The 22,495-nt window shown below is 62.8% G+C and carries 18 protein-coding genes and 1 tRNA gene; 5 read left to right on the top strand and 14 right to left on the bottom strand.

The annotated features are described in order from the left end of the window. Positions 1–27 precede the first annotated feature (27 nt). A complete protein-coding gene (locus BE0216_RS10270) occupies positions 28–1,068 on the bottom strand; it encodes a LacI family DNA-binding transcriptional regulator (RefSeq protein WP_094636585.1) in 1,041 nt (346 codons plus the stop codon). Between the two features lie 304 nt (positions 1,069–1,372). Between BE0216_RS10270 and BE0216_RS10265 the strand changes: the two genes are divergently transcribed. Then, positions 1,373–3,127, top strand: a complete 1,755-nt coding sequence (locus tag BE0216_RS10265; protein ID WP_094636584.1) for a glycoside hydrolase family 13 protein — start codon at positions 1,373–1,375, stop codon at positions 3,125–3,127. Positions 3,128–3,284: 157 nt separating this feature from the next. Further along, entirely contained in the window at positions 3,285–4,547 is a 1,263-nt protein-coding gene (locus BE0216_RS10260; RefSeq protein WP_226805773.1) for an MFS transporter, read from the top strand. A gap of 190 nt (positions 4,548–4,737) precedes the next feature. On the opposite strand, the gene guaB is transcribed toward BE0216_RS10260, so the two are convergent. From guaB to BE0216_RS10220, 8 genes are all read right to left on the bottom strand, one after another. Continuing rightward, a complete protein-coding gene (guaB, locus tag BE0216_RS10255) occupies positions 4,738–6,285 on the bottom strand; it encodes an IMP dehydrogenase (RefSeq protein ID WP_094636583.1) in 1,548 nt (515 codons plus the stop codon). 85 nt (positions 6,286–6,370) lie between these two features. Further along, positions 6,371–7,546: an MraY family glycosyltransferase gene (locus tag BE0216_RS10250; RefSeq protein ID WP_094636582.1), complete on the bottom strand. Its 1,176-nt coding sequence runs from the start codon at positions 7,544–7,546 to the stop codon at positions 6,371–6,373. Further along, positions 7,543–8,211: an L-threonylcarbamoyladenylate synthase gene (locus BE0216_RS10245; protein WP_094636581.1), complete on the bottom strand. Its 669-nt coding sequence runs from the start codon at positions 8,209–8,211 to the stop codon at positions 7,543–7,545. Before BE0216_RS10245 ends, BE0216_RS10250 begins: the two co-directional genes overlap by 4 nt. A gap of 192 nt (positions 8,212–8,403) precedes the next feature. Beyond that, a complete protein-coding gene (gene prmC, locus BE0216_RS10240; RefSeq protein ID WP_094636580.1) occupies positions 8,404–9,312 on the bottom strand; it encodes a peptide chain release factor N(5)-glutamine methyltransferase in 909 nt (302 codons plus the stop codon). Further along, complete coding sequence (gene prfA / locus BE0216_RS10235) at positions 9,309–10,397, bottom strand: peptide chain release factor 1 (RefSeq protein ID WP_094636579.1); 1,089 nt, start codon at positions 10,395–10,397, stop codon at positions 9,309–9,311. Before prfA ends, prmC begins: the two co-directional genes overlap by 4 nt. Before the next feature lie 141 nt (positions 10,398–10,538). Next, entirely contained in the window at positions 10,539–10,751 is a 213-nt protein-coding gene (gene rpmE / locus BE0216_RS10230; protein ID WP_072725782.1) for a 50S ribosomal protein L31, read from the bottom strand. A 120-nt stretch (positions 10,752–10,871) separates the two neighbouring features. Then, positions 10,872–10,945: transfer RNA gene (locus tag BE0216_RS10225), tRNA-Ile, on the bottom strand. Positions 10,946–11,000: 55 nt separating this feature from the next. Continuing rightward, entirely contained in the window at positions 11,001–12,230 is a 1,230-nt protein-coding gene (locus BE0216_RS10220) for an ROK family protein (RefSeq protein WP_094636578.1), read from the bottom strand. A gap of 199 nt (positions 12,231–12,429) precedes the next feature. Here BE0216_RS10220 and BE0216_RS10215 point away from each other — a divergent pair, with 199 nt between their 5' ends. After that, positions 12,430–13,953, top strand: coding sequence for a xylulokinase (locus BE0216_RS10215; protein WP_094636577.1), 1,524 nt, complete (start codon positions 12,430–12,432; stop codon positions 13,951–13,953). A 205-nt stretch (positions 13,954–14,158) separates the two neighbouring features. Here the strand turns inward: BE0216_RS10215 and BE0216_RS10210 are convergent, their stop codons facing one another. Next, entirely contained in the window at positions 14,159–14,803 is a 645-nt protein-coding gene (locus BE0216_RS10210; protein ID WP_094636576.1) for a sugar O-acetyltransferase, read from the bottom strand. A 407-nt stretch (positions 14,804–15,210) separates the two neighbouring features. Here BE0216_RS10210 and BE0216_RS10205 point away from each other — a divergent pair, with 407 nt between their 5' ends. Both BE0216_RS10205 and BE0216_RS10200 read left to right on the top strand, forming a co-directional pair. Next, positions 15,211–15,630 (top strand): glycerophosphodiester phosphodiesterase, encoded by a 420-nt coding sequence (locus BE0216_RS10205; protein ID WP_094636575.1) that lies wholly within the window; start codon positions 15,211–15,213, stop codon positions 15,628–15,630. Positions 15,631–15,855: 225 nt separating this feature from the next. Beyond that, positions 15,856–17,286 carry an ATP-binding protein gene (locus tag BE0216_RS10200; RefSeq protein ID WP_094636574.1) on the top strand — a complete coding sequence of 477 codons (1,431 nt, stop codon included), beginning with the start codon at positions 15,856–15,858 and terminating at the stop codon, positions 17,284–17,286. Between the two features lie 150 nt (positions 17,287–17,436). Here BE0216_RS10200 and BE0216_RS10195 read toward each other — a convergent pair whose 3' ends face one another. The 4 genes from BE0216_RS10195 to BE0216_RS10180 form a co-directional block, all read right to left on the bottom strand. Next, positions 17,437–19,065 (bottom strand): glycoside hydrolase family 43 protein, encoded by a 1,629-nt coding sequence (locus BE0216_RS10195; RefSeq protein ID WP_094636573.1) that lies wholly within the window; start codon positions 19,063–19,065, stop codon positions 17,437–17,439. An 87-nt stretch (positions 19,066–19,152) separates the two neighbouring features. After that, positions 19,153–20,052, bottom strand: coding sequence for a carbohydrate ABC transporter permease (locus tag BE0216_RS10190; RefSeq protein WP_094636572.1), 900 nt, complete (start codon positions 20,050–20,052; stop codon positions 19,153–19,155). Position 20,053: 1 nt separating this feature from the next. Then, positions 20,054–21,094 carry a carbohydrate ABC transporter permease gene (locus tag BE0216_RS10185; protein WP_094636571.1) on the bottom strand — a complete coding sequence of 347 codons (1,041 nt, stop codon included), beginning with the start codon at positions 21,092–21,094 and terminating at the stop codon, positions 20,054–20,056. 83 nt (positions 21,095–21,177) lie between these two features. After that, complete coding sequence (locus BE0216_RS10180) at positions 21,178–22,461, bottom strand: ABC transporter substrate-binding protein (RefSeq protein WP_094636570.1); 1,284 nt, start codon at positions 22,459–22,461, stop codon at positions 21,178–21,180. Positions 22,462–22,495 lie beyond the last annotated feature (34 nt).

Genomic DNA, 22,495 nt, shown 5'->3' with positions numbered 1-22,495 from the left:
CATTACAGCCTATGCCCGCCCTGTGACCTAGCGTGGCGCCACACGCGCGGTGGTGGAACGCATCACCAGCGAAGTGGGCATGACGCTGTACGGTTCGTCCAACGCCTCCCCCTTCATCAACGCGAGCGCCTTGAGCGCGGCGGCCCGACCGATGGCCACGGGATCCTGCCGCACGGTGGTCAGCTCGGCCAGATCGCCGAGGTTGTCGCCGTCGAATCCGACCAGTGACACCTCGTCGGGAATTTTCCACCCGAGCCGGTCCAGTTCCTTGCGCAGCAGCACCGCGCATCGGTCGCTCTCCACGCAGATGCCGGTGGGTTTGCTCGGCGCGCTGAGCAGCTGCGCGGCGAGGTCCGATATGGCCGTCTGCATATCGCGGGCATCTTTGCCCCGCATCGACGGGATCGTCATCACCTGGTCGTCGTCGTATCCCAGTTCGTCGACCGCGTCGAGGAACCCCTGCAGCCGCACGGAGTCGCTGCATACGAACGGCGAGGGGTTCGCCGGCTGCTCGACGTAGGCCACGCTGGCATGACCCAGCGAATGCAGCAGCCGCACCACGGCGCGCATCGCTTCGACGTCATCGATCGCGGCGGAGGCGTCGAGACCGTCGTTGGTGGGGGTGTTGATGCCGATCACCGGCAGGGTCAGTTCGGAAAGCACGCGTTTCTTGTCGTCGTCCAGATCGAACGAGGTCACGATGATCGCGTCGACGTTCTGCGTGCCGGGTAGCGTTTGAAAGAAGCGGTCCAGATCTTGCTCGGACCACATCACATAGGGAACGACGTCGTACCCCTCTTTCGACAGCACCTCGTACACGCCTTCGAAGGCATTGGCGTTGAACCAGTCGCTGATCTCGTTGGGCAGCAGCACGGCCACGCGCATGGTTTTGCCGCTGGCCAGGGACGAGGCCGTTTTGGAGAAGGAGAAATGCAGACGCGCCGCGGCTTCTTCGACCCGTAAACGCGTTTGCGGGTTGACCTTGTCGAGTCCACGCAGCGCGCGGGACACGGTGGAGACGGATACGCCGGCCTCCTTGGCCACATCGTCGATCGTGGTTCTCGCCATTGCGTTCCTCCTTGCCGCCGCTGACCATTCTACCTGACAGGTAACAGCGCTTGCATCTCCATAATATAATAACGCTTGCATATGACAAAAGCATTGAAATTCAGCCATTATTCAACAATGCGACACGCCGTGGAGTATACATTTTGCATTCTTTTGTGCAAGCGCTATTATTCCTACTAACTTCAATCTCGTCGACAACGCCGCATCGAGAATAAAAGAATCCGAAAAGCTGTCATGACGCCGCTCGCGGCGAGATGACAGTCCTGCACCACACGGTGCAAACGCTGTTACGAAAGGAGCACCCATGATTGAGGCACAGGATCCGGCGCTGTGGTGGAAGCAGGCCGTCGTCTACCAGGTCTATCCGCGCAGCTTCAAGGACACCACCGGCTCGGGACTGGGCGACATCGCCGGTGTGACCGAGAAGATCGACTATCTCGCCGATCTCGGCGTGGACGCGATCTGGCTGAGCCCCTTCTACCCCTCCCAGCTCGCCGACGGCGGCTACGACGTCGACGACTACCGCAACGTCGACCCCAAGCTCGGCACCATGGACGATTTCGACGCCCTGACGAAAGCCGCGCACGAACGCGACCTCAAAGTCGTCGTCGACATCGTCCCCAACCACAGCTCCAACCTGCACGAGTGGTTCCAGGCCGCCCTCGCCGCAGGCCCCGGCTCCCCCGAACGCGACCGCTACATCTTCCGCGACGGCAAAGGCCCCAACGGCGACCAGCCTCCCACCAATTGGGAGAACCACTTCGGCGGTCCGGCCTGGACCCGCGTGCCCGACGGCCAGTGGTACCTACACATGTTCACCAAGGAACAGCCCGACTGGAACTGGAACAACCGCGAGGTGCGCGACGACTTCCTCACCACCCTGCGCTTCTGGCTCGACCACGGCGCCGACGGCTTCCGCGTCGACGTGGCGCATGGCCTGGCCAAAGACCTCGATCGCGACGACCTCGACGACTACGTGGTGTGGTGCACCTCCGACCAGCCCGACGACGGCACCCATCCGGTGATCGACCGCGACGAGGTGCACGAGATCTACCACGAGTGGCGCCAGGTCTTCAACGAGTACGATCCGCCGGCGTTCGCCGTGGCCGAGGCTTGGGTGCAACCCAACCGCCAGCACCTCTACGCCTCCCCTGACGATCTGGGACAGATCTTCAACTTCGAGTTCGCCAAGAAGGACTGGATCCGAGGGGATCTCCACCTCGCCATCGAGGAGGGACTGGCGTGCGCCGAACGTTCCGGCTCGTCCGCCACTTGGGTGATGAGCAACCACGACGTGGTGCGCCATGCCACCCGCTACGCCCTGCCGCAGGTGCCGACCAGCGAATACCATCAGCTCGCCAAGGACTGGGTGCTGCGCGACGGCACCACCTATCCGGAGGACCGCGAATTGGGCACCAAACGCGCCCGCGCCGCGATTCTGATGGAGATGGCCCTGCCCGGCTCCGCCTACGTCTATCAGGGCGAGGAGCTCGGACTGTTCGAGGTGGCCGACCTGCCGTGGTCCGCCGTCGAGGACCCCTCCGGACACCGCACCTCGCAGGCCGCCAGCACCAAGGGACGCGACGGCTGCCGTGTGCCGCTGCCGTGGGTCGCCGCCGACGCCCCCACGCTCGATGACCCCGACGACCAGTTCGGCCACGGCGGATCCTTCGGGTTCTCGCCGACCGGCGCAGCGAACGAGCCGCATATGCCCCAGCCCAAGTGGTACAAGGATATGGCCGCCGACGCCGAAGCCGCGGACCCGGATTCGATGCTCAACCTCTACCGCCGCGCGTTGAAGCTGCGCCACGAGCTGCAGACCACCGACCTGACCATCGAATGGCTGCCCGAGGACGCTCCCAGCGGCAAGCTCGACGGCGCCAACGGTTTCGAGGGAGGCACCATCGCCTATAAGCGCGCCAACGGCTGGGCCTCGATCACCAACTTCGGCGCCGATCCGGTGAGGCTGCCGGCGGGCGAGGTGTTGCTCGCCTCCGGACCGCTCACCGAGGATGGTTTGCTGCCGCAGGATACCTCCGCCTGGATCCAGCTGGGCTAACCCCTCCCGCAATACCCCGCGTTCGCCACGCGAACCCGCCGAATCGGGGCGGGACGGTGTCCGTCCTTTGGAACTACGCCAGCCGTCCCGCCCATACCCCATTCCACCCATGCCCATGCCCATGCCCATGCCCATGCCCATGCCAAAGGAGAACATCATGTCTTCCGCCGCCTCATCCGCCGCGCCGTCCAGCTCGGCCGTCAACAAGTGGCGTTTCACCGCCGCGTTCATGTGCTTCGCCGTACTCTCCGGCGCCGCGTTCTACATGACCATGTCGGTGATGGTCCCGCAGCGCCTGCGCGATCTCGGCATCGAGAACTCGACCGCCGTGCTCGGCGCGATCAATTCCGCCGGATCCATCGCCTCGATTTTCATCGCCCTGTTCGTCGGCGCGCTGTCCGACCGCACCGCCAGCCGTTGGGGACGCCGCACTCCTTGGATCTTCGCCGGAGCTTTCGTGTACGGCATCTGCTTCTGGTCGCTGTCGCGCCCCTCGAACGCGGTGATCATCGGCATCTGCTACGTGCTCGCCCTGGTTGGCCTGAACATGGTGCAGGCGCCGATCTACGCGCGCCTCTCCGACCAGGTCGAGGAGAAGTCCCGAGCCACGGTTTCCGCGGCCATCGGCGGCGGCGGTGTGATCGGTCAGGGCATCGGCACACTGATCGGATCCTCCCTGATCGAGAATATGGAGCTGGGCTTCGTCTGCGCCGGACTATGCGCGTTGGCCGCGGGCGTGCTTTCCGTGATCGTGGCTCCGCGGGAGCCGTCGTCCAAGGATATGCCGAAGGACACCACCGGCAAGCCCATGTGGAAGGTGGTCGTCGAATCCCTCACCCCGCCGCTGAAGGATTGCGCGGACTTCTACCGCGCGTTCATCTGCCGCACCTGCCTGATCGTCGCCTACCAGATGGTCTTCAGCTACCAGCTTTACATCCTGCAGGACCATGTCGGCGAGACCAAGCTCGAGGCGGCGGCTTCGATCCAGATCATCTCCGTCATCACCATGATCGTTTCGATGATCGCCTCACTGATCTCCGGACCCATCGCCGACGCGCTCCACCGCCGCAAGGCCCCGATCGTCGTGGCATGCATCCTGTTCGCCATCGGCCTGGCCATGCCGTGGATCTTCCCCACGCAGATGGGCATGTTCCTCTTCGGAGGCATCGCCAGCTTCGGCTACGGCATGTACCTCTCCGTCGACCAGGCTCTGAACGTGGACGTGCTGCCGAACAAGGAGACCGCGGGCAAGGACCTCGGCTTCATGAACATCGCCACCTGCGCCGGCCAGGCCATCGGCGTGGCCATCACCTCCTCCATCGTCACCGTCACCGGATCCTACGTGCCGGTGTTCCCGACCGCCATCGCGATGACCGCCATCGCCGCGGTGAGCGTGCTGGGCATCAAGCGCGTGCGCTAGTCCCGGTCCGGCCTTCATAAATCGCCCCGAGCGCCATTTCCGCGCCCGGGGCGATTTCGTATGCGTCGGCGAAGTCGAGAGCCCCGGCCTACAGGCCAAGCGCCGCATGGCGCATATGGTGATGGCGGCCACCCAACCGGGTGGCCGCCATCACCATATGTCTTCGTCGCGTATTGCGCGCGATTGAACTTTAGTTGCCGTGGAAACCGGAGTAGTTCGGCGCCTCAGAAGTCATCACGATGTCGTGCGGATGCGATTCGCGCAGACCGGCGTCGGTGATGCGGATGAAGCGGCCCTTCTCGCTCATTTCGGGGATGTTATGCGCGCCGATGTAGAACATCGACTGGTGCAGGCCGCCGATCATCTGGTAGAGCACGGCGTTGAGCGGACCGCGATACGGCACTTCACCTTCGACGCCTTCCGGCACGACCTTGTCGCTGCTGGTCACGTCGGCCTGGAAGTAGCGGTCCTTGGAGTAGGACTTCTTGCCGCGCGGGGCCATCGCGCCCAGCGAACCCATGCCGCGGTAGAGCTTGTACTGCTTGCCGTGCAGCAGCACCTTCTCGCCCGGGGCCTCCTCGCAGCCGGCGAGCGTGCCGCCGAGCATCACGGACGAGGCGCCGGCCACCAGGGCCTTGGCGATGTCGCCGGAGTAGTGGATGCCACCGTCGGCGATGCACGGCACGCCGGCGGCCTTGCAGGCCTGGGCGGCTTCGTACACGGCGGTGAGCTGCGGCACGCCGACGCCGGCGACCACACGGGTGGTGCAGATGGAGCCGGGGCCCACGCCGACCTTGACGGCGTCGACGCCGGCGTCGATCATGGCCTGCGCGCCGGAACGGGTGGCGATGTTGCCGCCGATGATCTGCACACCGTTGAAGGCGGAGTCGTGCTTGATGCGGCTGATCATGTCGAGCGCCAGTCGGGCCTCGCCGTTGGCGGTGTCGACCACGAGCACGTCCACACCGGCCTCCATCAGGGCGGAGGCGCGCTGCCAGGCGTCGCCCAGGAAGCCGACGCCGGCGGCCACGCGCAGACGGCCCTGCTCATCCTTGGTGGCGTCCGGGTACTGCTCGGTTTTGACGAAGTCCTTCACGGTGATCAGGCCGGTCAGACGTCCTTCGCCGTCGACCAGCGGCAGCTTCTCGACCTTGTGCTTGGCCAGCAGGTCGTGGGCGTCCTCCTTGGAGATGTCGGAGGGGCCGGTGATGAGGTTCTCGCGGGTCATCACGTCCTTGACCTTCAGATGGTCGTAGTCCTCGGAGGCGATGAAACGCATGTCGCGGTTGGTGATGATGCCGACGAGCCTGTTGTCCTTGTCGACCACCGGCAGGCCGGAGATGTGGAAGCGGCCGCACAGCTTGTCGAGGTCGGCCAGCGACACCTCGGGGTTCACGGTGAGCGGATCGGTGATCATACCGGACTCGGAACGCTTGACGATATCGACCTGGGCGGCCTGGTCGTCGATGGAGAGGTTGCGGTGCAGCACGCCGATGCCGCCGTTGCGGGCCATGGCGATGGCCATTTCGGATTCGGTGACGGTGTCCATGGCGGCGGAGATGGCGGGCACCTTCATCGTGATCTCGCGGGTCAGATGCGTGGTGGTGTCCACTTCGGACGGAATCACATCCGTCTCGTTGGGCAGCAGCAGCACATCGTCATAGGCGAGGCCCAGCTGGGCGAAAATCGGAGGGAGGGGAGCATACGCGGATTGATTATTCATATCAGTTGTAGCCATGTACCCACTATATGAATGCGTCCTGACGAGCGACACACGTCGGCCATTGGAGGCGGGCGCGGCCCACACGCAACCGCCCCACGAATCAGACGTCAGTCGAGCCGCCATCGCCCTCCGTGCCGCCCTTGCCCTGCCGTTTGGCGGCGGCGAACTGCGCGTTCTCCTCCCTGATGTCGGGCAGACGGCGTTTGAGATACGGGAACAGCGTGGCCGCGCTCAGCAGCGCGACTGCGACCGCCATGCCGACGAGCACATAGCCGATCGGGAAGAACAGAATCGTCAGCGAGCCGAAGGCGATCAACGCCGCCCATCCCCACAGGATGAGCACCGCGCCGCGCACGCTGTGCCCGATTTTGAGCATGCGATGGTGCAGGTGCATGCGGTCGGGGTGCATCGGCGATTGGCCGTGGCTGACGCGCCGCACGATCGCCAGGCACATGTCGAGCACCGGCAGGAACAGCACGAGGATCGGCAACAGGATCGGCATAAAGGCCGGCAGGTAGATGCTGGCGTGGATGGTGGCCGGGTCGAGGCGTCCGGTCATCACAATCGAAGCGCAGGTGATGAGATAGCCGAGCAGCATGGAGCCGGAATCCCCCATGAACAGTTTCGCCGGATGCCAGTTGTGCAGCAGGAATCCCACGCAGATGCCGACCAACGCCACGTCGATCAGCGTGGCCAGAGAGGCGTAGCTGGGTGAGGAACGGGCGATGATGTACGAGTAGATGGCGAAGGCGATGCCGCCGATGGCCACGATGCCCGACGACAGGCCGTCCAGTCCGTCGACGAAGTTCACCGCGTTGATCGAGGCGACGATCAGAATCGCGGTGATCGCCATGGACAGGCTGGGTGAGGCGGTGACCAGCGAACCCAACGGCAGTGAGATGATCTGCAGGCCGCCCCATGCCACGAACACGGAGATGAGCAACTGCCCCGCGAGTTTGAGCATCCAGTCGAGATCCCACAGATCGTCGGCCATGCCGAGCAGGCTGATCATCACCGCGCCGGCGAGCACCACCCATGGTTGGTGGTTGTTCGCGAACAGTCCGGACAGGAACGGCAGATGGCTGGCGAACACCATCGCTACCGCGAAACCGATCAGCATGCCCAACCCGCCCAGTCGGGGGGTGGGAATGGTGTGCACGTCGCGGGCACGCACCTCCCCCACCGCGCCGATCTCGATGGCGATATGCCGAATCAGCGGCGTCACCAGATAAGTCACACCTCCGGCGATGGCCGCAAGCAGCAGGTAGATCCTCATGCGCCGAGCCCTCCGCCGTTCATATGCAACGCTTTGCGGATCACATGCGAGGCGATCACGCCTTCGCGCAGAATCTCGATGCCGTCGCGTCCGTGCGGATCGGCGGCGACCACCGTGCTGGCCACATGCCCTTGGGTCGGGCCGCCGTCCAGATACAGCGCCACCTGATCGCCCAGCGCGGCCGCGGCCTCATTCACGCTTTGCGCGCTGTCCTGACCGGACAGGTTCGCGCTGGAGGCCGCCAGCGGACCGGTAGCCCGCAGGATGGCGAGCGCCGCCGCGGAGTTGGGGATGCGCACGCCTTGCGTGCACGCGCCTAAGGACGCGCGCGACAGGGTGCACAGGTCGCAGTCCTCGCGGGCCAGGGCGATCGGAGAGAACGCGCCGGGCAGGAACTGCGCGGCCAGCCGGTTGAGCGGTGCGGGCAGCTCCAGCCCAAGCTCGTCGAGCTGGTCGATGGAGTGCAGCAGCACCTGCAGGGATTTGAATCGGGGACGCCGTTTGATGGCGAAGATGCGCGCGATGGCGTCCGGGTTGCGCGGATCGCAGGCCACGCCGTACACCGTGTCGGTCGGCATCACGATGAGTTCGCCCGCATGGACCAGTTCGGCCGCCAGGGCGAGCGAGTCGTCGTTGATTCCTCGGATGCGCGGTTCGCTCGTCATTCCTGCTCGCTCCTTACCGTCTGTTATCCGTTTGTGCCAATCGGATCCGTCCGTTGCCCTGTCCCGGCCGTCGAGCCGAACGCGTCGGGTCATCTATCCAACCTACCAGCGTGTGGACGCGCGTGTGCGCGACACTCCCCGAAAGCGGCCCGTTCGTAGGGAAACGCCGTTCGCTTTCGCCTGCACGCGCCGCTAGCGGACCGCGAAAAGATACCGTTCCCGCCCGGTCCAGTCGCGTTCGGTGCGGGATTCGACGAACCCTACGGAATGTGCGTATCCGGCCAGTTGGTCGCCTTGGCTGACGTCATGCTCCATCACCAGCGCGCCGCCGTCGCGCAGCAGTCGCCAGGCGCGTTCGATGATGCGCTCGGGGATCAGCGTGCCGTCCGTCGAACCGCCGTAGAGTGCCAGGGCCGGATCGTGGTCGCGCACTTCGGGCTGTTCGGGGACCGCCGACAACGGCACGTACGGCGGATTGGTGATCACGAGGTCGATGGTGCCGTCGAGATGCGCGAGTGTGGTCGCGTCGGTGGCGTCGGCGACCTCCAGCTGATAGTTGGAGGCGATGGAGGGGTATCGTTTCGCCGTGTCGGCGAGGTTGCGCCGGGTCCATTCGGCCGTGCGATCGCTCAGTTCCACCGCCCATACCTGGCTGCCGGGCACTTCCGTGACGACGGACAGGCCGATGGCGCCGCTGCCCGCGCACAGGTCCACCACGCGGGGGCTGTACAGTCCCTGCTGGGTGATCCAGTCGAGGCCGGCCTGCACCACGGTTTCGGTTTCCGGACGCGGAATGAACACGCCCGGCCCGACCTTCAAGTCGAGATAACGGAAGGGCGCGTGCCCCGTGATGTGCTGCAGGGGTTCGCGCGCGGCGCGCCGGGCGATGAACGACGCGAAACGTCGGTCGGCGGCGGCGTCGCTCCAGCGCTCCCCCATCAGTCCGGCTTTGTCCACATCACACGGCTCGCATCCGTGGGCTTCGGCCAGCAGGAGTTTGGCGTCGTGTTCGGGGGTTTCGATTCCCGCCTCACGCAAGGTTCGCGCGGCCGCGCGGATGGTGTCGGCGACCGGTTGCGTCGTATTGGTCGGATCGATCATTGCTGGCTGGCGAGACGCTCGGCCTCATCGGCCTGGATGTCGGAGTCGATCACGGCCTGCAGATCGCCGTCGAGCACGGCGTCGAGGTTGTACGCCTTGTAGTTCGTGCGATGGTCGACGATGCGGTTCTCCGGGAAGTTGTAGGTGCGGATGCGTTCTGAACGGTCGAGGGAACGCACCTGGGAGTGGCGCATGTCGGCGGCCTCGGCGGCCTCCTGCTCATGCTTCATGGCCAACAGTCGGCTTTTAAGCACGCGCAGCGCGGCCGCGCGGTTCTGGATCTGCGACTTCTCGTCCTGCATGCTCACCACGATGCCGGTGGGGATATGCGTCATACGCACCGCGGAATACGTGGTGTTCACGGACTGGCCGCCCGGGCCGGAGCTCATGAAGATATCGATTTTGAGGTCTTTGGCGTCGATCTCGATCTCATCGTCGTCCTCGTCGGCCTCGGGGAACACGATCACGCCGGCCGCGGAGGTCTGGATGCGGCCCTGCGATTCGGTGACGGGCACGCGCTGCACGCGGTGCACGCCGCCTTCGTACTTCAGGCTCGCCCACACGCCGTCCTCGGGAGCGGGAGTGCCCTTGGCGCGGATCGCCACCTGCACGTCCTTGACGCCGCCAAGCTCGGTGGTGTTCTCGGATTGGATGTTGACGGTCCATCCGCGCTTTTCGGCGTAGCGCGTATACATGCGCAGCAGATCGCCGGCGAACAGCGCGGCCTCCTCGCCGCCGGTGCCGGCCTTGATCTCCATAATCGTGTCGCGGGCGTCGTCCGGATCGCGCGGGATCAGCGCGGTGCGCAGCTTCTCTTCCACCCCCGGCAGCTCGGCTTCCAGACGCTTGGCCTCCTCGGCGAAATCGGGATCGTCGGCGGCCATCTCCCGGGCCGCCTCAAGGTCGTCGCGCACCTGCGCGTAGGCCGTGTACGCGGAGACGATGGACCCCAGTTCGGCGTGGCGCCGTCCGAGTTTGCGCAGTTGGTCCGGATCGGACACGATCTGCGGATCGGCCATCTGTTGTTCGATGGAACGGTATTCCTCCAAAGCGGTCAAAGCCGCGGGAAACTGTTCGTTTGCCATGCCGTTGTTCTTTCCGCCCCGATGCGTGGGGCTTGGCGGGATTGTCGGATGAGGTCTTGAATATACAAAAACGCCAGTCCGTTGTTCGGCTGTCCAGACGCGCGAACGCGCGCCTTACCGAGCGGACTGGCGTGAAGTATGCTACTTGGTCTTCTTGCCGTAGCGCTTCTCGAAACGGGCGACGCGGCCGCCGGTGTCGAGGATCTTCTGCTTGCCGGTGTAGAAGGGGTGGCACTTCGAGCACACGTCGGCCGTCATATGATCGCCATTGGCGGTGGAACGGGTGACGAAGGTGTTGCCGCACGAGCACAGAACCTCGACGGCATGATAATCGGGATGAATACCCTGCTTCATGGTGTGTCTCCTAAGGGATTCGGGGGACCCGGGTCGCCATGCCCCTGTGGCAGGCGTGAACCGGAACCTATGGGATTGTACGCCCACCTCGAGATTTACGCGAGGCGCGGAAGAAACGAGTGGGGCTGCAGGGGCTTGAACCCTGGACCGGCGGATTATGAGTCCGATGCTCTAACCGACTGAGCTACAGCCCCACGTCGACTGTCTCAGACAGCCAACTCGCCTAGTGTATCAGCCGGCCGGACAGAGTCAGTCTTCGGGCATGAAATGCAACGGATCGTCGATGAAGCGCCTCAGGCCCATTTCCGCGGCGCCGTACAGCGAGGGGTGTTCGGCGACCGGCGGCACGAACACACGCACCTGCCGTTCGGGGGAGCCCAGCACTTCGGAGCGCAGACGACCGCCGAGCACACTGGCGAGCTCGTCGCCGAAATACGTCCACAATCCGCCCAGCAGCACGGTGTCGATATCGCACAGGTTGATGGCCGAGGCGATGGCCGACACCAACGCGTCCACCGCGCGGTCGACCACATCCGCCACCACGGGGTCGCCGCCGCGCCATCGTTGCAGGAACCGTTCGAGAGCCTCGCCTCCGGTGGCTTCATCCCCTTCGGCAAGCCCCGCGGCTTCGATCAGGGCGCGCCGTCCGGCGAAGCATTCGAGGCAGCCATGCCGCCCGCAGCTGCATACCGGACCATCCAGAGACACCGATATATGGCCGATCTCACCGGCGAATCCCTGCACGCCGGCCACGACCTCGCCGTCGCGCACCACGGCGCCGCCGATGCCGATGTCGGTGGACAGATAGATGAAGGAATCCGTGCGGTTCACGACGTTCAGGAAGTTCGCGCGCTCGGTGGCGTACCCGGGGATCTGCGCCAGCGCGGCCATCTTCGCCTCGTTGCCGGCCACCGCGTCAAGGCGGCGCACCACATTGAAGCGGGTGAGGTCGATGTTCTCCCAGCCGAGGTTGCGGGCCACCAGCAGGCGCATATCCTCGGTGACGAGGCCGGGCAGGGCGAGGCCGGAGCCGACCACCGTGCAGCCGCGCCGCTTCAGGCGGCTTTCCAGGGGAAAGGTCATCGCGTCGAGTCTGGCGAAGATATCGTAGGGATCGGTGCCGGTCATGTCGGCGCTCACCCACTCCTGGCCGAGGGTGTCGCCGTTCAGGTCCAACGCCAGGCATCCGTATCCGTCGGTGTTGATCTGCAGGCCGATGCCGCAGAACCGCCCGCCCCGCACCACCAGCGGAGTGCTGGGTCGGCCGAATGCGGCCGTTGCCGCGGGCGTCCCCTCTTCGATGATGCCGTGATCAAGCAGCATGGAGACCAGCAGCGACATGGTCGCCTTGGTCAGTCCCGTGGTTTTGGCCAGATCCGCCCGGCTCATCGGCTCCTGAGCGCGCAGCAGCGTGTCCAACGTGACGGACAGATTGTGGTTGCGCAGATCGTCCTGATTGATCCTACGTAAAGCCCCCATACCACCGGCCTCCTTCCCGCTCAGTGGGCGTCCTCAGTGATCGATTGTCCACCTTGACCGGCTCCCTTGACAATTCGACGCGCTCCATCGTCGCGTTTCGGTTGCGTTTTGCCGCTGGAATACAGTATAGTTTATTCGTCTAACTATATTGCTCGCGGCGCGCCGAACACAGCGGCGGGCACTCACCGAGGAGGAACACATGGCGAGAATTCTTGTGGCCGGCATCGATACGTCCACCCAGTCGACGAAGGTGCGTGTCACCGATGCCGCAACCGGCGAAATGGTCCGTTTCGGGCAGGCCAAGCATCCTGACGGCACCAGCGTGAACCCCGAGTTTTGGTGGAACGCCTTCCAGGAGGCCGCGGCGCAGGCCGGCGGTCTCGACGACGTCGCCGCCCTGTCCGTCGGCGGCCAGCAGCACGGCATGGTGATCCTCGACAAGCAGGGCAATGTGATCCGCGACGCCATGCTGTGGAACGACGTCAGTTCCGCCCCGCAGGCCGCCGCCCTGATCGACAAGCTCGGCGAGGCGCCCGCTCAGGACGGCGAAAGCGAGGACGTGACCGCACGAGGCAAGCAGCGCTGGGTCAAGGCCGTCGGCTCCTCCCCCGTCGCCTCCTTCACGCTGACCAAGGTGGCTTGGGTGGCCGAGAACGAACCCGAGAACGCCAAGAGGATCGCCGCCATCTGCCTGCCCCACGACTGGCTGAGCTGGCGCATCGCCGGCTACGGCCCTGTGGCCGAGGGCGAGGACGCCCATCTGGAAGCGCTGTTCACCGACCGTTCCGACGCCTCCGGCACCATCTATTACGACGCCGCCACCGACACCTACCGTCGCGATCTGATCGCCATGGTGCTCGAGGCGGCTTGGGGAGACGCGGCCGCCGCGAAGGCCGCCGCCGAATCGATCGTGCTGCCGACCGTGCTGGGACCGCGCGACGCAGCCACGGCGAAGGCCTCCCCCGCCGTCGCCGGCAAGAACATCGAAGGCGGTTGCCTCCTTGGCCCCGGCGGCGGAGACAATGCGATGGCCGCGCTGGGCCTGGGCATGGCCGTCGGCGACGTGTCCGTCTCGCTGGGCACTTCCGGCGTGGCCGCCGCGATCGCCCAGAACCCCGTCTACGACCTGACCGGCGCGATCTCCGGCTTCGCCGACTGCACCGGCCACTATCTGCCGCTCGCCTGCACCATCAACGGATCGCGCATTCTCGACGCGGGACGCGCCGCGCTCGGCGTGGACTACGACGAGCTGGCCGATCTGGCGTTCCAGTCCGAACCGGGAGCCGGCGGCATCACACTGGTGCCGTATTTCGACGGCGAGCGCACGCCGAACCGCCCGGACGCGACCGCATCGCTCACCGGTCTGACACTGAAGAACACCACCAAGGCGAATCTGGCCCGCGCCTTCGTCGAAGGCCTGCTGTGCTCGCAGCGCGATTGTCTCGAACTGATCCGCGCGCTCGGTGCCGAGGTCAACCGTATCCTGCTTATCGGCGGCGGCGCGAAGTCCGTGGCCATCCGCACGCTCGCCCCGGCGATTCTCGGCATGGACGTGACCCGCCCCGAAACCGACGAGTATGTGGCCATCGGCGCCGCCCGTCAGGCGGCGTGGGTGCTCTCCGGCGAAACGGAGCCGCCGGCGTGGCAGCTCAACATCGAGGGAACCGACACCGCCGAGCCCACGCCTGCGGTGTATGAGGCCTACGCGGCGGCGCGCGGCTGATCACAGCCGGCCTCGAAAGCCTTTTAACCACTCAGGTGGCAAAACCAGGCCGGCGGGCGCGGAATCGAACCCCTTTCGATTCCGCGCCCGCCGGCCTTTCCATACCCGCAAGCGTGGCATAACCGTCACACACTGACATACACACCACGCTTACGGACCGGGCGGAAGCGGGTTGCAGGCCGGCACCGTATCCGTCACATATCGATCATGCGCGGTCGGAAGGATCAGGACCTTCCACTTCGGCGAATGCGGGGTCATAATCGGGGATGGGCCTGACCACGTGGCACGGATTGCCGACTGCGATGGAATCAGCAGGAATGTCATGCGTGACGACGGAGCCGGCACCGATAATCGAATTGTCGCCGATGGTCACCCCGGGGCAAACGGTGACGTTGACGCCGAACCACACATTATTGCCGATGCTCACGCGGGAGGTGTGCTCCCACCCCTCGAGTCGAGTGTCGGCGTCGAGCGCGTGGTTCGGTGTGGCGATGGAGCAGCGCGGGCCGATTAGGCAGTTCTCGCCGATGTCGATATACCCGCCGCCGACGATCAGGAAATCCTTGTTGATGAAGGTGCCTTTGCCGATGGTCAGGCCGATGCCGTAATCCACATTGAACGGCGGGGTGAACTGCACGCCCTCCCCCGCGCCAGGAATGAGCTCGTGGAACAGGCGGTATGCCTCGTCGGGATCATCGAAGTAGATGCGGTTGATGGCGGCACACGCCCGCATCGCCTGCGCGGTGTATTGCGGCAGCGTCTGCGATTTGCGGTACTGCATGGGGCGCCCGGAGAACAGTCGTCGGACATCCTCGTCCGTATCGATCAGACGCTTGAGATCATCGGTCATGGCGCACGCCTCCTTCATCGGAGTTTGATAGTTAGACGATTTAACTATCATAGCGCGCGCCGAAGACCCGGCAGCCGGAACACCCGGTTCGCGACACGCCGAACAAAACAAACATTTTTGTTCTGTTTTTCTTGATTAAGCACAAATTAAATGTTCGCTTTAACATATTCCGAACAGAAAAACCAATACCCCAACAATACGACTCAGTTTCGAAACATTCCCGAAACCAATGCGCGAAAACCAGTATTTGCCATCATTTTCATTGGTTTTTTGATGATAGGCTATAACGCGGATGCCACAGCGGCATCACCACCACAAGCAGTACGCAAAGAAAAAACGAACATTCCACGAAGTCGATATCGAACATCACCAATGTTCGTTTACACCATCCCACGAGGAGGAACACCATGGCAGACAACAAGACCATCACCGTGAATCTGGAGATGTTCGGCAAGGACGCCGCCGCCAAAACCGCCGCCGCGAACAAAGTGGCCAAGGAATTCGGCATCAGCGACGAGGCGCTCGCCCAGGTCGAGGACTTCAAGGCCGAACTCACCAAACACAACGCCTGGGGTCTGCCGTTCATGGGCTATGTGAACGAGGACGGCTACGGCTACGCCTACGTGCCGGACGCCGCCATCACCATGACTCCGTACTGGGACGCCCATCAGGCCTTCCTCGCCCTGCCCGAGGACGTGCAGACCGCATTCGCGATCCGCATGCTCTTCACCCACCGCGAAGTCGACCGCTACGGCGCCAACATGTTCCTGCACTACCACCGCGGCTTCACCGTCAAGTGGGAGGGCACCGGCGCCAACCAGTACTGATCGGCGAGCGCGTTTTCCAAGAGGCGCTTCCTAAGCTGAAACTTACACCCCCATCGAATGAGGTCCGCACAACGGCGTGCGGACCTCATTCGTTATGTTCTCGGCATGGCCACAATGAATTACCGTGCTTACGATTAACTTGTTCGTAAGCAAGTTAATCGTAAGCACGATATAATATTGATTGACGTACGCAATATTATGGTTTCCACGGCGAAGGCACCACCTATGACATTCATCGGACGAGAAGAGGAGTTGACAGCCCTCAACGAACTTATCGATAAGAACAGCTTCCAGATGGCGGTCATCTATGGCCGGCGGCGCGTGGGTAAGACGGCCCTCATCTCACACGTATGCGCCATGAGCTCCCAGCGGGCGCTCATGTTCACCGCGCGAGAACAAAGCTCGGCCAACAATCTGGCCGATTTCTCCCAAGCCATATACGAATTCTTCGGCATCCCCTCCTCGGCCGGAGCCATCGGCAACTGGCTTGACGCCTTCACCTTCATCGCCGAACAAGCGCAAGCGGACACGGAGCATCCGTTCATTCTCGTCTTCGATGAGTTCCCATACGCGGCCGCGACGGAGAAAGCCCTGCCCTCCATCCTGCAGATCGCCATAGACCACTCGTTCAAGCAGACCAACATCACACTGATTCTGTGCGGCAGCAACGAGGGATTCATGGAAAGCGACGTGCTCGGCGCGAAAAGCCCGCTCTACGGCCGCCGCACCGCGCAGATCAGGCTGAAACCTTTCGACCTGTTCACCGCGACGAAGCTTATGCCCTCACAGAGCACCTGGGAGGATCAGATCCACTACTACGCCGCTCTGGGAGGAACCCCCTATTATCTCGAGCAACTCGACGATGCGAAAACATTCAGCGAGAACATCGCGGCATTATGCTTCCGTACCTCAGGAATCCTCTATGAGGAACCGGCCATGCTGATGCGGCAGGAACTCAGAGAACCGGCGCTCTACAATTCCATACTCAACGCGATAGGCGCAGGGCAAACACGCCCCAAGGAAATCGCCGAAAAAGCCGGAGTCGACGCCAATACCGTCGGCGCATATCTGAAAACGCTCTCCGCCCTTGGCGTGATCCAGCGAACGGTGCCTTTCGGAGAGGACGCATCGCGATCCAGAAAAGGACTGTGGACGTTCAAAGACCCGTTTTTCGACTTCTGGTACCACTTCGTCAGCCCCTACGTTTCGCTAATCGAAAGCGGCACCGCCTCCGGTGCCGTACGATACGCCACTTCCGGTGGAGTGTTCGAAACCTATGTCGGCGCTCAATTCGAGAGCCTGTGCATGCAATGGCTGTTGCGTGAATGCCGCGAAGGACGATTGGACTTCCAGCCCACAGCCTTCGGCAAATGGTGGGGCAACGATCCCGTGGCACGCGAGCAAACGGACATCGACATCGTCATGACCGACTCGTTCGACCGCAAGATGCTGTTGGGTGAATGCAAGTGGCGCAACGCCTTCGACGAATCTGAAGCGATCGACAAGCTCAAGCGGCGCACCGCGCTTATCGATTTCAAGGGCGAGACGGCCTATTACCTGTTCAGCAAGCAACACGCGTCCGAGGGCACCCGCGCGAAAGCCGACATCGACCCCTCGTTCACCCTCATCGACGCGCAGAGCATGCTGGAGGGATGAACCACATCCGTCATGCGACACGGAACGCGACGGCGCGTCGCCATCGGCCGTCGAAGTAGATACGGCTGACGGCAACGCGCCTTCCTTAGGTTTTTGTCAACATCCCATGAATGTTCGTCAGGTTTTTTGCACGGCACGCCGAAATCTTCCTCAGGAAAATTGCAACTCCCGATAGTCGAAGTAGTTGAATGTCGCTTCGGTGCCGTAGCCGGCCACGTCCACGCAGGCCAGTCCGACGAAGGCTCCGGTGAAGAATCCGCCATAGCGCTGGTTCACATAGTCGTCCGACAACAGCTTGGCGTCGAGTTTGACCGGGATCTCATGCCACTGTTCGCCGTCGAAGGAGTATTCGTACGTGTAGAAGTGCGTGCGCACTTTGGTGCGCAGCCAGACCGCATCCACGTCGTCCGGCACCACGATGGCGTCGTCTTTCAGGAATGAGGTGTAGACGCCGAAGTCGTTCTGCGCCACTTCGATCACGCGGGTGTTGCGCTTCTCATCCCACGTCACGTACACCCACGACCAGGTCACGTCGGAATAATAGTTGGTCAGACCGGCCATGGCCATGTAGGTGGTCGGGCGGAACTCGACTTTGGTTTCGGCGTCGAAGTCGAAGGCCTGCCAGCGTCGCGCCACCAGCGACAAATCATGCAGGTTGCGCAGCGACCCCTGGCCCCGCAATGTCAGTTCGCCGCCACCGACACGCCCCATGGCTTCGTTGAACGGCACGCGCAGCGTGTTCCAGTCATGCCCCAGAGCGTCGGATTCGAACTCGTCGTGCTGCGAGTGGTCGGCCGGGGCGACGGTTTCGACCGCGTCCTTGGGCGCGTCGACATACCGTTCGCCTCCGTGACCGCCGACGATATGGGGCCAACCGTCCTCGTCCCATTCGACCTTCTGGATCGAGGTCTCACGTCCCAGCGTGCACCAGCCGCGCGGATCGTTAGCGGCCTCGGTTTCGTGATGCCACGGGCGGGCGCACAGCGAGGCGTAGTACCACTCCCCCGACGGGGTTTCGACCAATGAACCGTGGCCCTGCTTCTGCAGGTAGGATCGCGGGGTGTCGAAGTTGGTGAGGAACGGATCGCTGGGCATCCCCTCGAAAGAGAGCGCGTCCAATGAACGGGAGCGGGCGACCGACTCCTGATGCGCGTACACGGTGCCGCCCTCGGCCGCGAACAGATAGTAGTAGTCGTTGATTTTGTACAGATGCGGTCCTTCGACCAGTTTGGCCTCGGTGCCATCCCAGATGGTGCGCGCGGTTTCGGGCTTGAGCCGCATCGTGTCGACATCGAATTCGGTGAGGGTGATCCCGTCGAAAGGATGATGGTATTCTCGGAAGTCCCAGGTCTGCTGCACCAGATACTTGCGTCCGTCGTCGTCATGGAACAGACTGGCGTCGAATCCCACGCCGTTGAGACGGATTGGTTCGCTCCAAGGCCCACGGATGTCTTCGGAGGTGACCAGATAGTTGGTGCAGTCCTTGAACGCCCCGTCGACCATTTTGACATCGGCGTACACCAGCCAGAACCTGCCGTCGGCGTAGCTGAGATCAGGCGCCCACACACCTCCGGACGAGCAGTTGCCCTTCATATCGATCTGGCTGACGCGGTCCAGTGCGCCAGGCAATGTGTTCCAGTGCACCATGTCTTTGGATTCGTGCAAACGCACGGCCGGGAACCAGTCGAATGTGGAATTGGCGATGTAGTAGGTGTCGCCGACGCGGATCATCGAAGGATCAGCGTGGAAGCCGGGAATCACCGGATTCGAGATCTTCATATCTTCTTACTCCTTGCGCAACGAAAAGGAATCCGGGGAGACGGAAGAGGGAATCTCCCCGGATCACAGTGGGACGCGGGACGCGCGTCAGCCCTTGACCGCACCGGTCAGGCCGCCGACGATCTTCTTCTGGAAGATCGTGAAGCAGATCAGGGCGGGAATCATCGACAGCGAGGTGAACGCCAGTACCTGCGCGGTATCCACGGAATGCTGCGAACTGAACATCTGCACGCCCAACGGCAACGTGTATTTGCTGGAATCATTAAGCAGGAACAGCGGCAGCATGTAGGCGTTCCAGCTGCTGACGAAGCTGAGGATGCCGACGGTGGCCACGCCGGGCCAACTCAAAGGCAGCACCATACGGGCGAAGAATCCCAGACGGGAGCAGCCGTCCAATTCCGCGGCCTCCTCCAACTCTTCGGGGATGGATTTGAGGAAGGGAACCAGAATGATGATAGCCTGCGGCAATCCGAACGCTATCTGAGGAAGAATCAGACCAAGATGGGAATTGACCAGATGCAGGTTCCTCAACAGCAGGTACAGCGGAGTGATGGCCACGGTGATGGGGAACATCATGCCCGCCGCAAACAGCGAATACAGCAGCCCGTTGAATTTGAATTGGTACCGGGCAATGACGAAGCTGACCATCAGAGCCAGCACCACGACGCCGACCATGGTGCCGAGGCCCACGATCAACGAATTGACGAGTTCTCCCCAGAACACATCCGACGTGAACACCGTCTTGTAGTTCTCAAAATTCCATGGATCGGGCAATCCAGCCGGATCACGGGTGATCTGCGAGTTGGTGCGGAAGCCGCCGATGATGATGTACACCACCGGGCCGACGCAGATGCCGACCAACAGCAGCGAGAAGAAGTAGACGATCGGATTGCCCCACGGAGTCTTCGAGGATTTCCTCAAGGCGTAGGGATCGCCTTTCCTATTGGTGTTCTTGGATACGATTGCTCCATTGACTGCGGTTGTCATTTCATGCCACCTCACTGCTCATTGCGATCGGACGAACCGACTTCTTCGCAAGCTTCGCCGCTTCCTTCTGGGCGCGCCGCTCGCGACGCTTCTTGTCTTTGGCGTCGGTGAGCGCGCCATCGAGGTCACGATTCAGAACGAAACGCTGATAGGTCAGGGCGATGACCAACGAAATAAAGAAGATGACCACGGCGACGGCCGAACCATAGCCGTAGTTATTGGCGAGGCGTCCCTCACGCACCATATAGGTGGCCATCGTGGAAGTGCCCGCGGTGGACGATACGTACTGTCCCCAGATGATATAGACCAGGTCGAACAGCTGCAGCGAACCGATGATCGACATGAACGCCCAGATCCTGATGGTCGGGCCAAGCAACGGAAGCGTGATGCTCCACTGCATGCGCCAGAATCCGGCTCCGTCGACGCGCGCCGCCTCGTACAGCTCTTCGGGAATCGCCTGCATGCCGGCGATCATGAGGATCACGGCGAATCCGATGTATTTCCACGAGATGATGAACATCAATGTCCAGATGGCGATGTTGGGATCGGATATCCAATCGGCGCCGTCGATACCGATTTTTTCCAGCAACGCGTTGACGGCGCCGGTGCTTTGCAGCATCAGGCTCCAGCCCGTACCGACGATGACCTCGGAAACGACATACGGAACGAAGATCAGCGTTCGGATAAGCGCGCGCCCTTTGAACTTCTGGTTCAGCAGCAGGGCGAACAGGATGGCCAGCGGCCCCTGGATGACCAACGACGCGACCACGACGAAAAGGGTATGTCCAAGAGCTTCCTGGAAACTGGGATCCGTGAGGATGATCTTGTAGTTGTTCAGGCCTACGAACTCACCGTTCACGCTCGGCGTGCCGTATCCCTTCCATTTGTAGAAGCCATAGTACGCCGCCAGAAACACCGGCAGAATCACGAAGGTGAAGAACATGATCAGCGCGGGGGCGGAGAGCACCCCTATCTCGATCCGCTTCCTCGTCTTATCGTTCATCAGCCGCGGTCCGCGTTGGCTCGACTGCCTCTTTGCCATGGTCTTGCTTGCCTTCCTTTTAGTGGCGGTGACGGTCCGAACGGACCGTCACCGTCTTGCCATGCCGTGTCTCAGACGGACGGTCAGCCCTTGGCGGCCGCGTCCTCGACGCCCTTGACGATGTCTTCGGCGGTGCCCTGTCCGGCCATCATGTTGACGACGCCTTCGTTGAGCGCGTTGCCGATGTTCTGCCCGAACACGGTGTCCAGCCACATCGAGACGGACGAAGCGTTGTTGTAGACATCAAGCACCTGCTTCAGCGCCTCGTTCGTCACCACTTCCTGCGCTTCCACGGAGGCGGGGATGGTGGAGAACGCCTCCGCGTACTTCTCCTGCCATTCCTTTTCGGAGACGAAGTTGAGGAAGTCGACGGCCTCGTCCGGGGCCCAGGCGCCGACTGACATACCGTCCGAGCCGCCCATGATCGCGCTCTCGTCGCCTTCGCCTCCGTCAATGGTCGGGAAGGCGAAGTAGCCGAGGTCTTCCATATCGGTCTGGTCGGGGGTGAGATCACGAACCACACCAGGCTCCCAACCACCCATGAGTTCCATGGCGGCCATGTGATTGGCGAGCAGACCGGCTGATGAGCTCGCGCCTTGCTGCGCCGGAGTGGTCAGATATCCCTCATTGAACGCATCGAGATCGATCAGCTCCTGCACGTCATCGCCGGTACGAGTCCAGCATTTGTCGCTGAAGTCCTTGTCGGACTGGGCCTGTTCGAAAGTCTCAGCCGAGCATTCGCGCAAAGCGAACCAGTACCACCAGTGGGCGGCCGGCCATGCGTCCTTGCCGCCGACGGCGATCGGTGTGATGCCGGCATCCTTGAGCTTCTGCACGACGGTTTTGAACTCGTCCCACGTGGTCGGGGTTTCGGTGATGCCGGCCTGGGCGAACAGATCCTTGGAATACCACATACCACCGGGAAGCACGGATTGCGGAATGCCGTAGATCTTGCCATCAATGGTATCGGCATCAAGAGCGGTCGCCATCTGAGTCTTCACCGTGTCCGAAATCTTATCGGTCAGATCCATAGCCTGTCCGGCCTCCACAACATCCCGAAGCTTCTGCCCGCCGCGGGCGAGGAAGATATCGGGAGCGGAGTCGGGATCCTGCAAAGCGGTTTGCAGCTTGCCGTCCATATCCTCATTCTGGATGGCTTCGATTTTGATGGTGACGTTAGGATTCTCCTCCTCGAAGGCCGCAGCGGCGTCCTCCCAGAACTGCTTGCCATCGCCTGTGGTCGAATTATGCCACATCACGATTTCGACTTGACCGTCGGCGTTCGTATCGGATGCGCTGCCGCAGGCGGCGACGCTTACCAGCGTCGTCACAGCAAGAGCCGCAGCGGCAATGGACTTGAGCTTCATATGCATTCTCCTTACCGGTTTCGCTGTAGACACC

The sequence above is a fragment of the Bifidobacterium eulemuris genome, from assembly GCF_014898155.1.
GTDB classification, from domain to species: Bacteria; Actinomycetota; Actinomycetes; order Actinomycetales; family Bifidobacteriaceae; genus Bifidobacterium; species Bifidobacterium eulemuris.
This window is presented reverse-complemented; position numbering and strand designations above follow the sequence as displayed.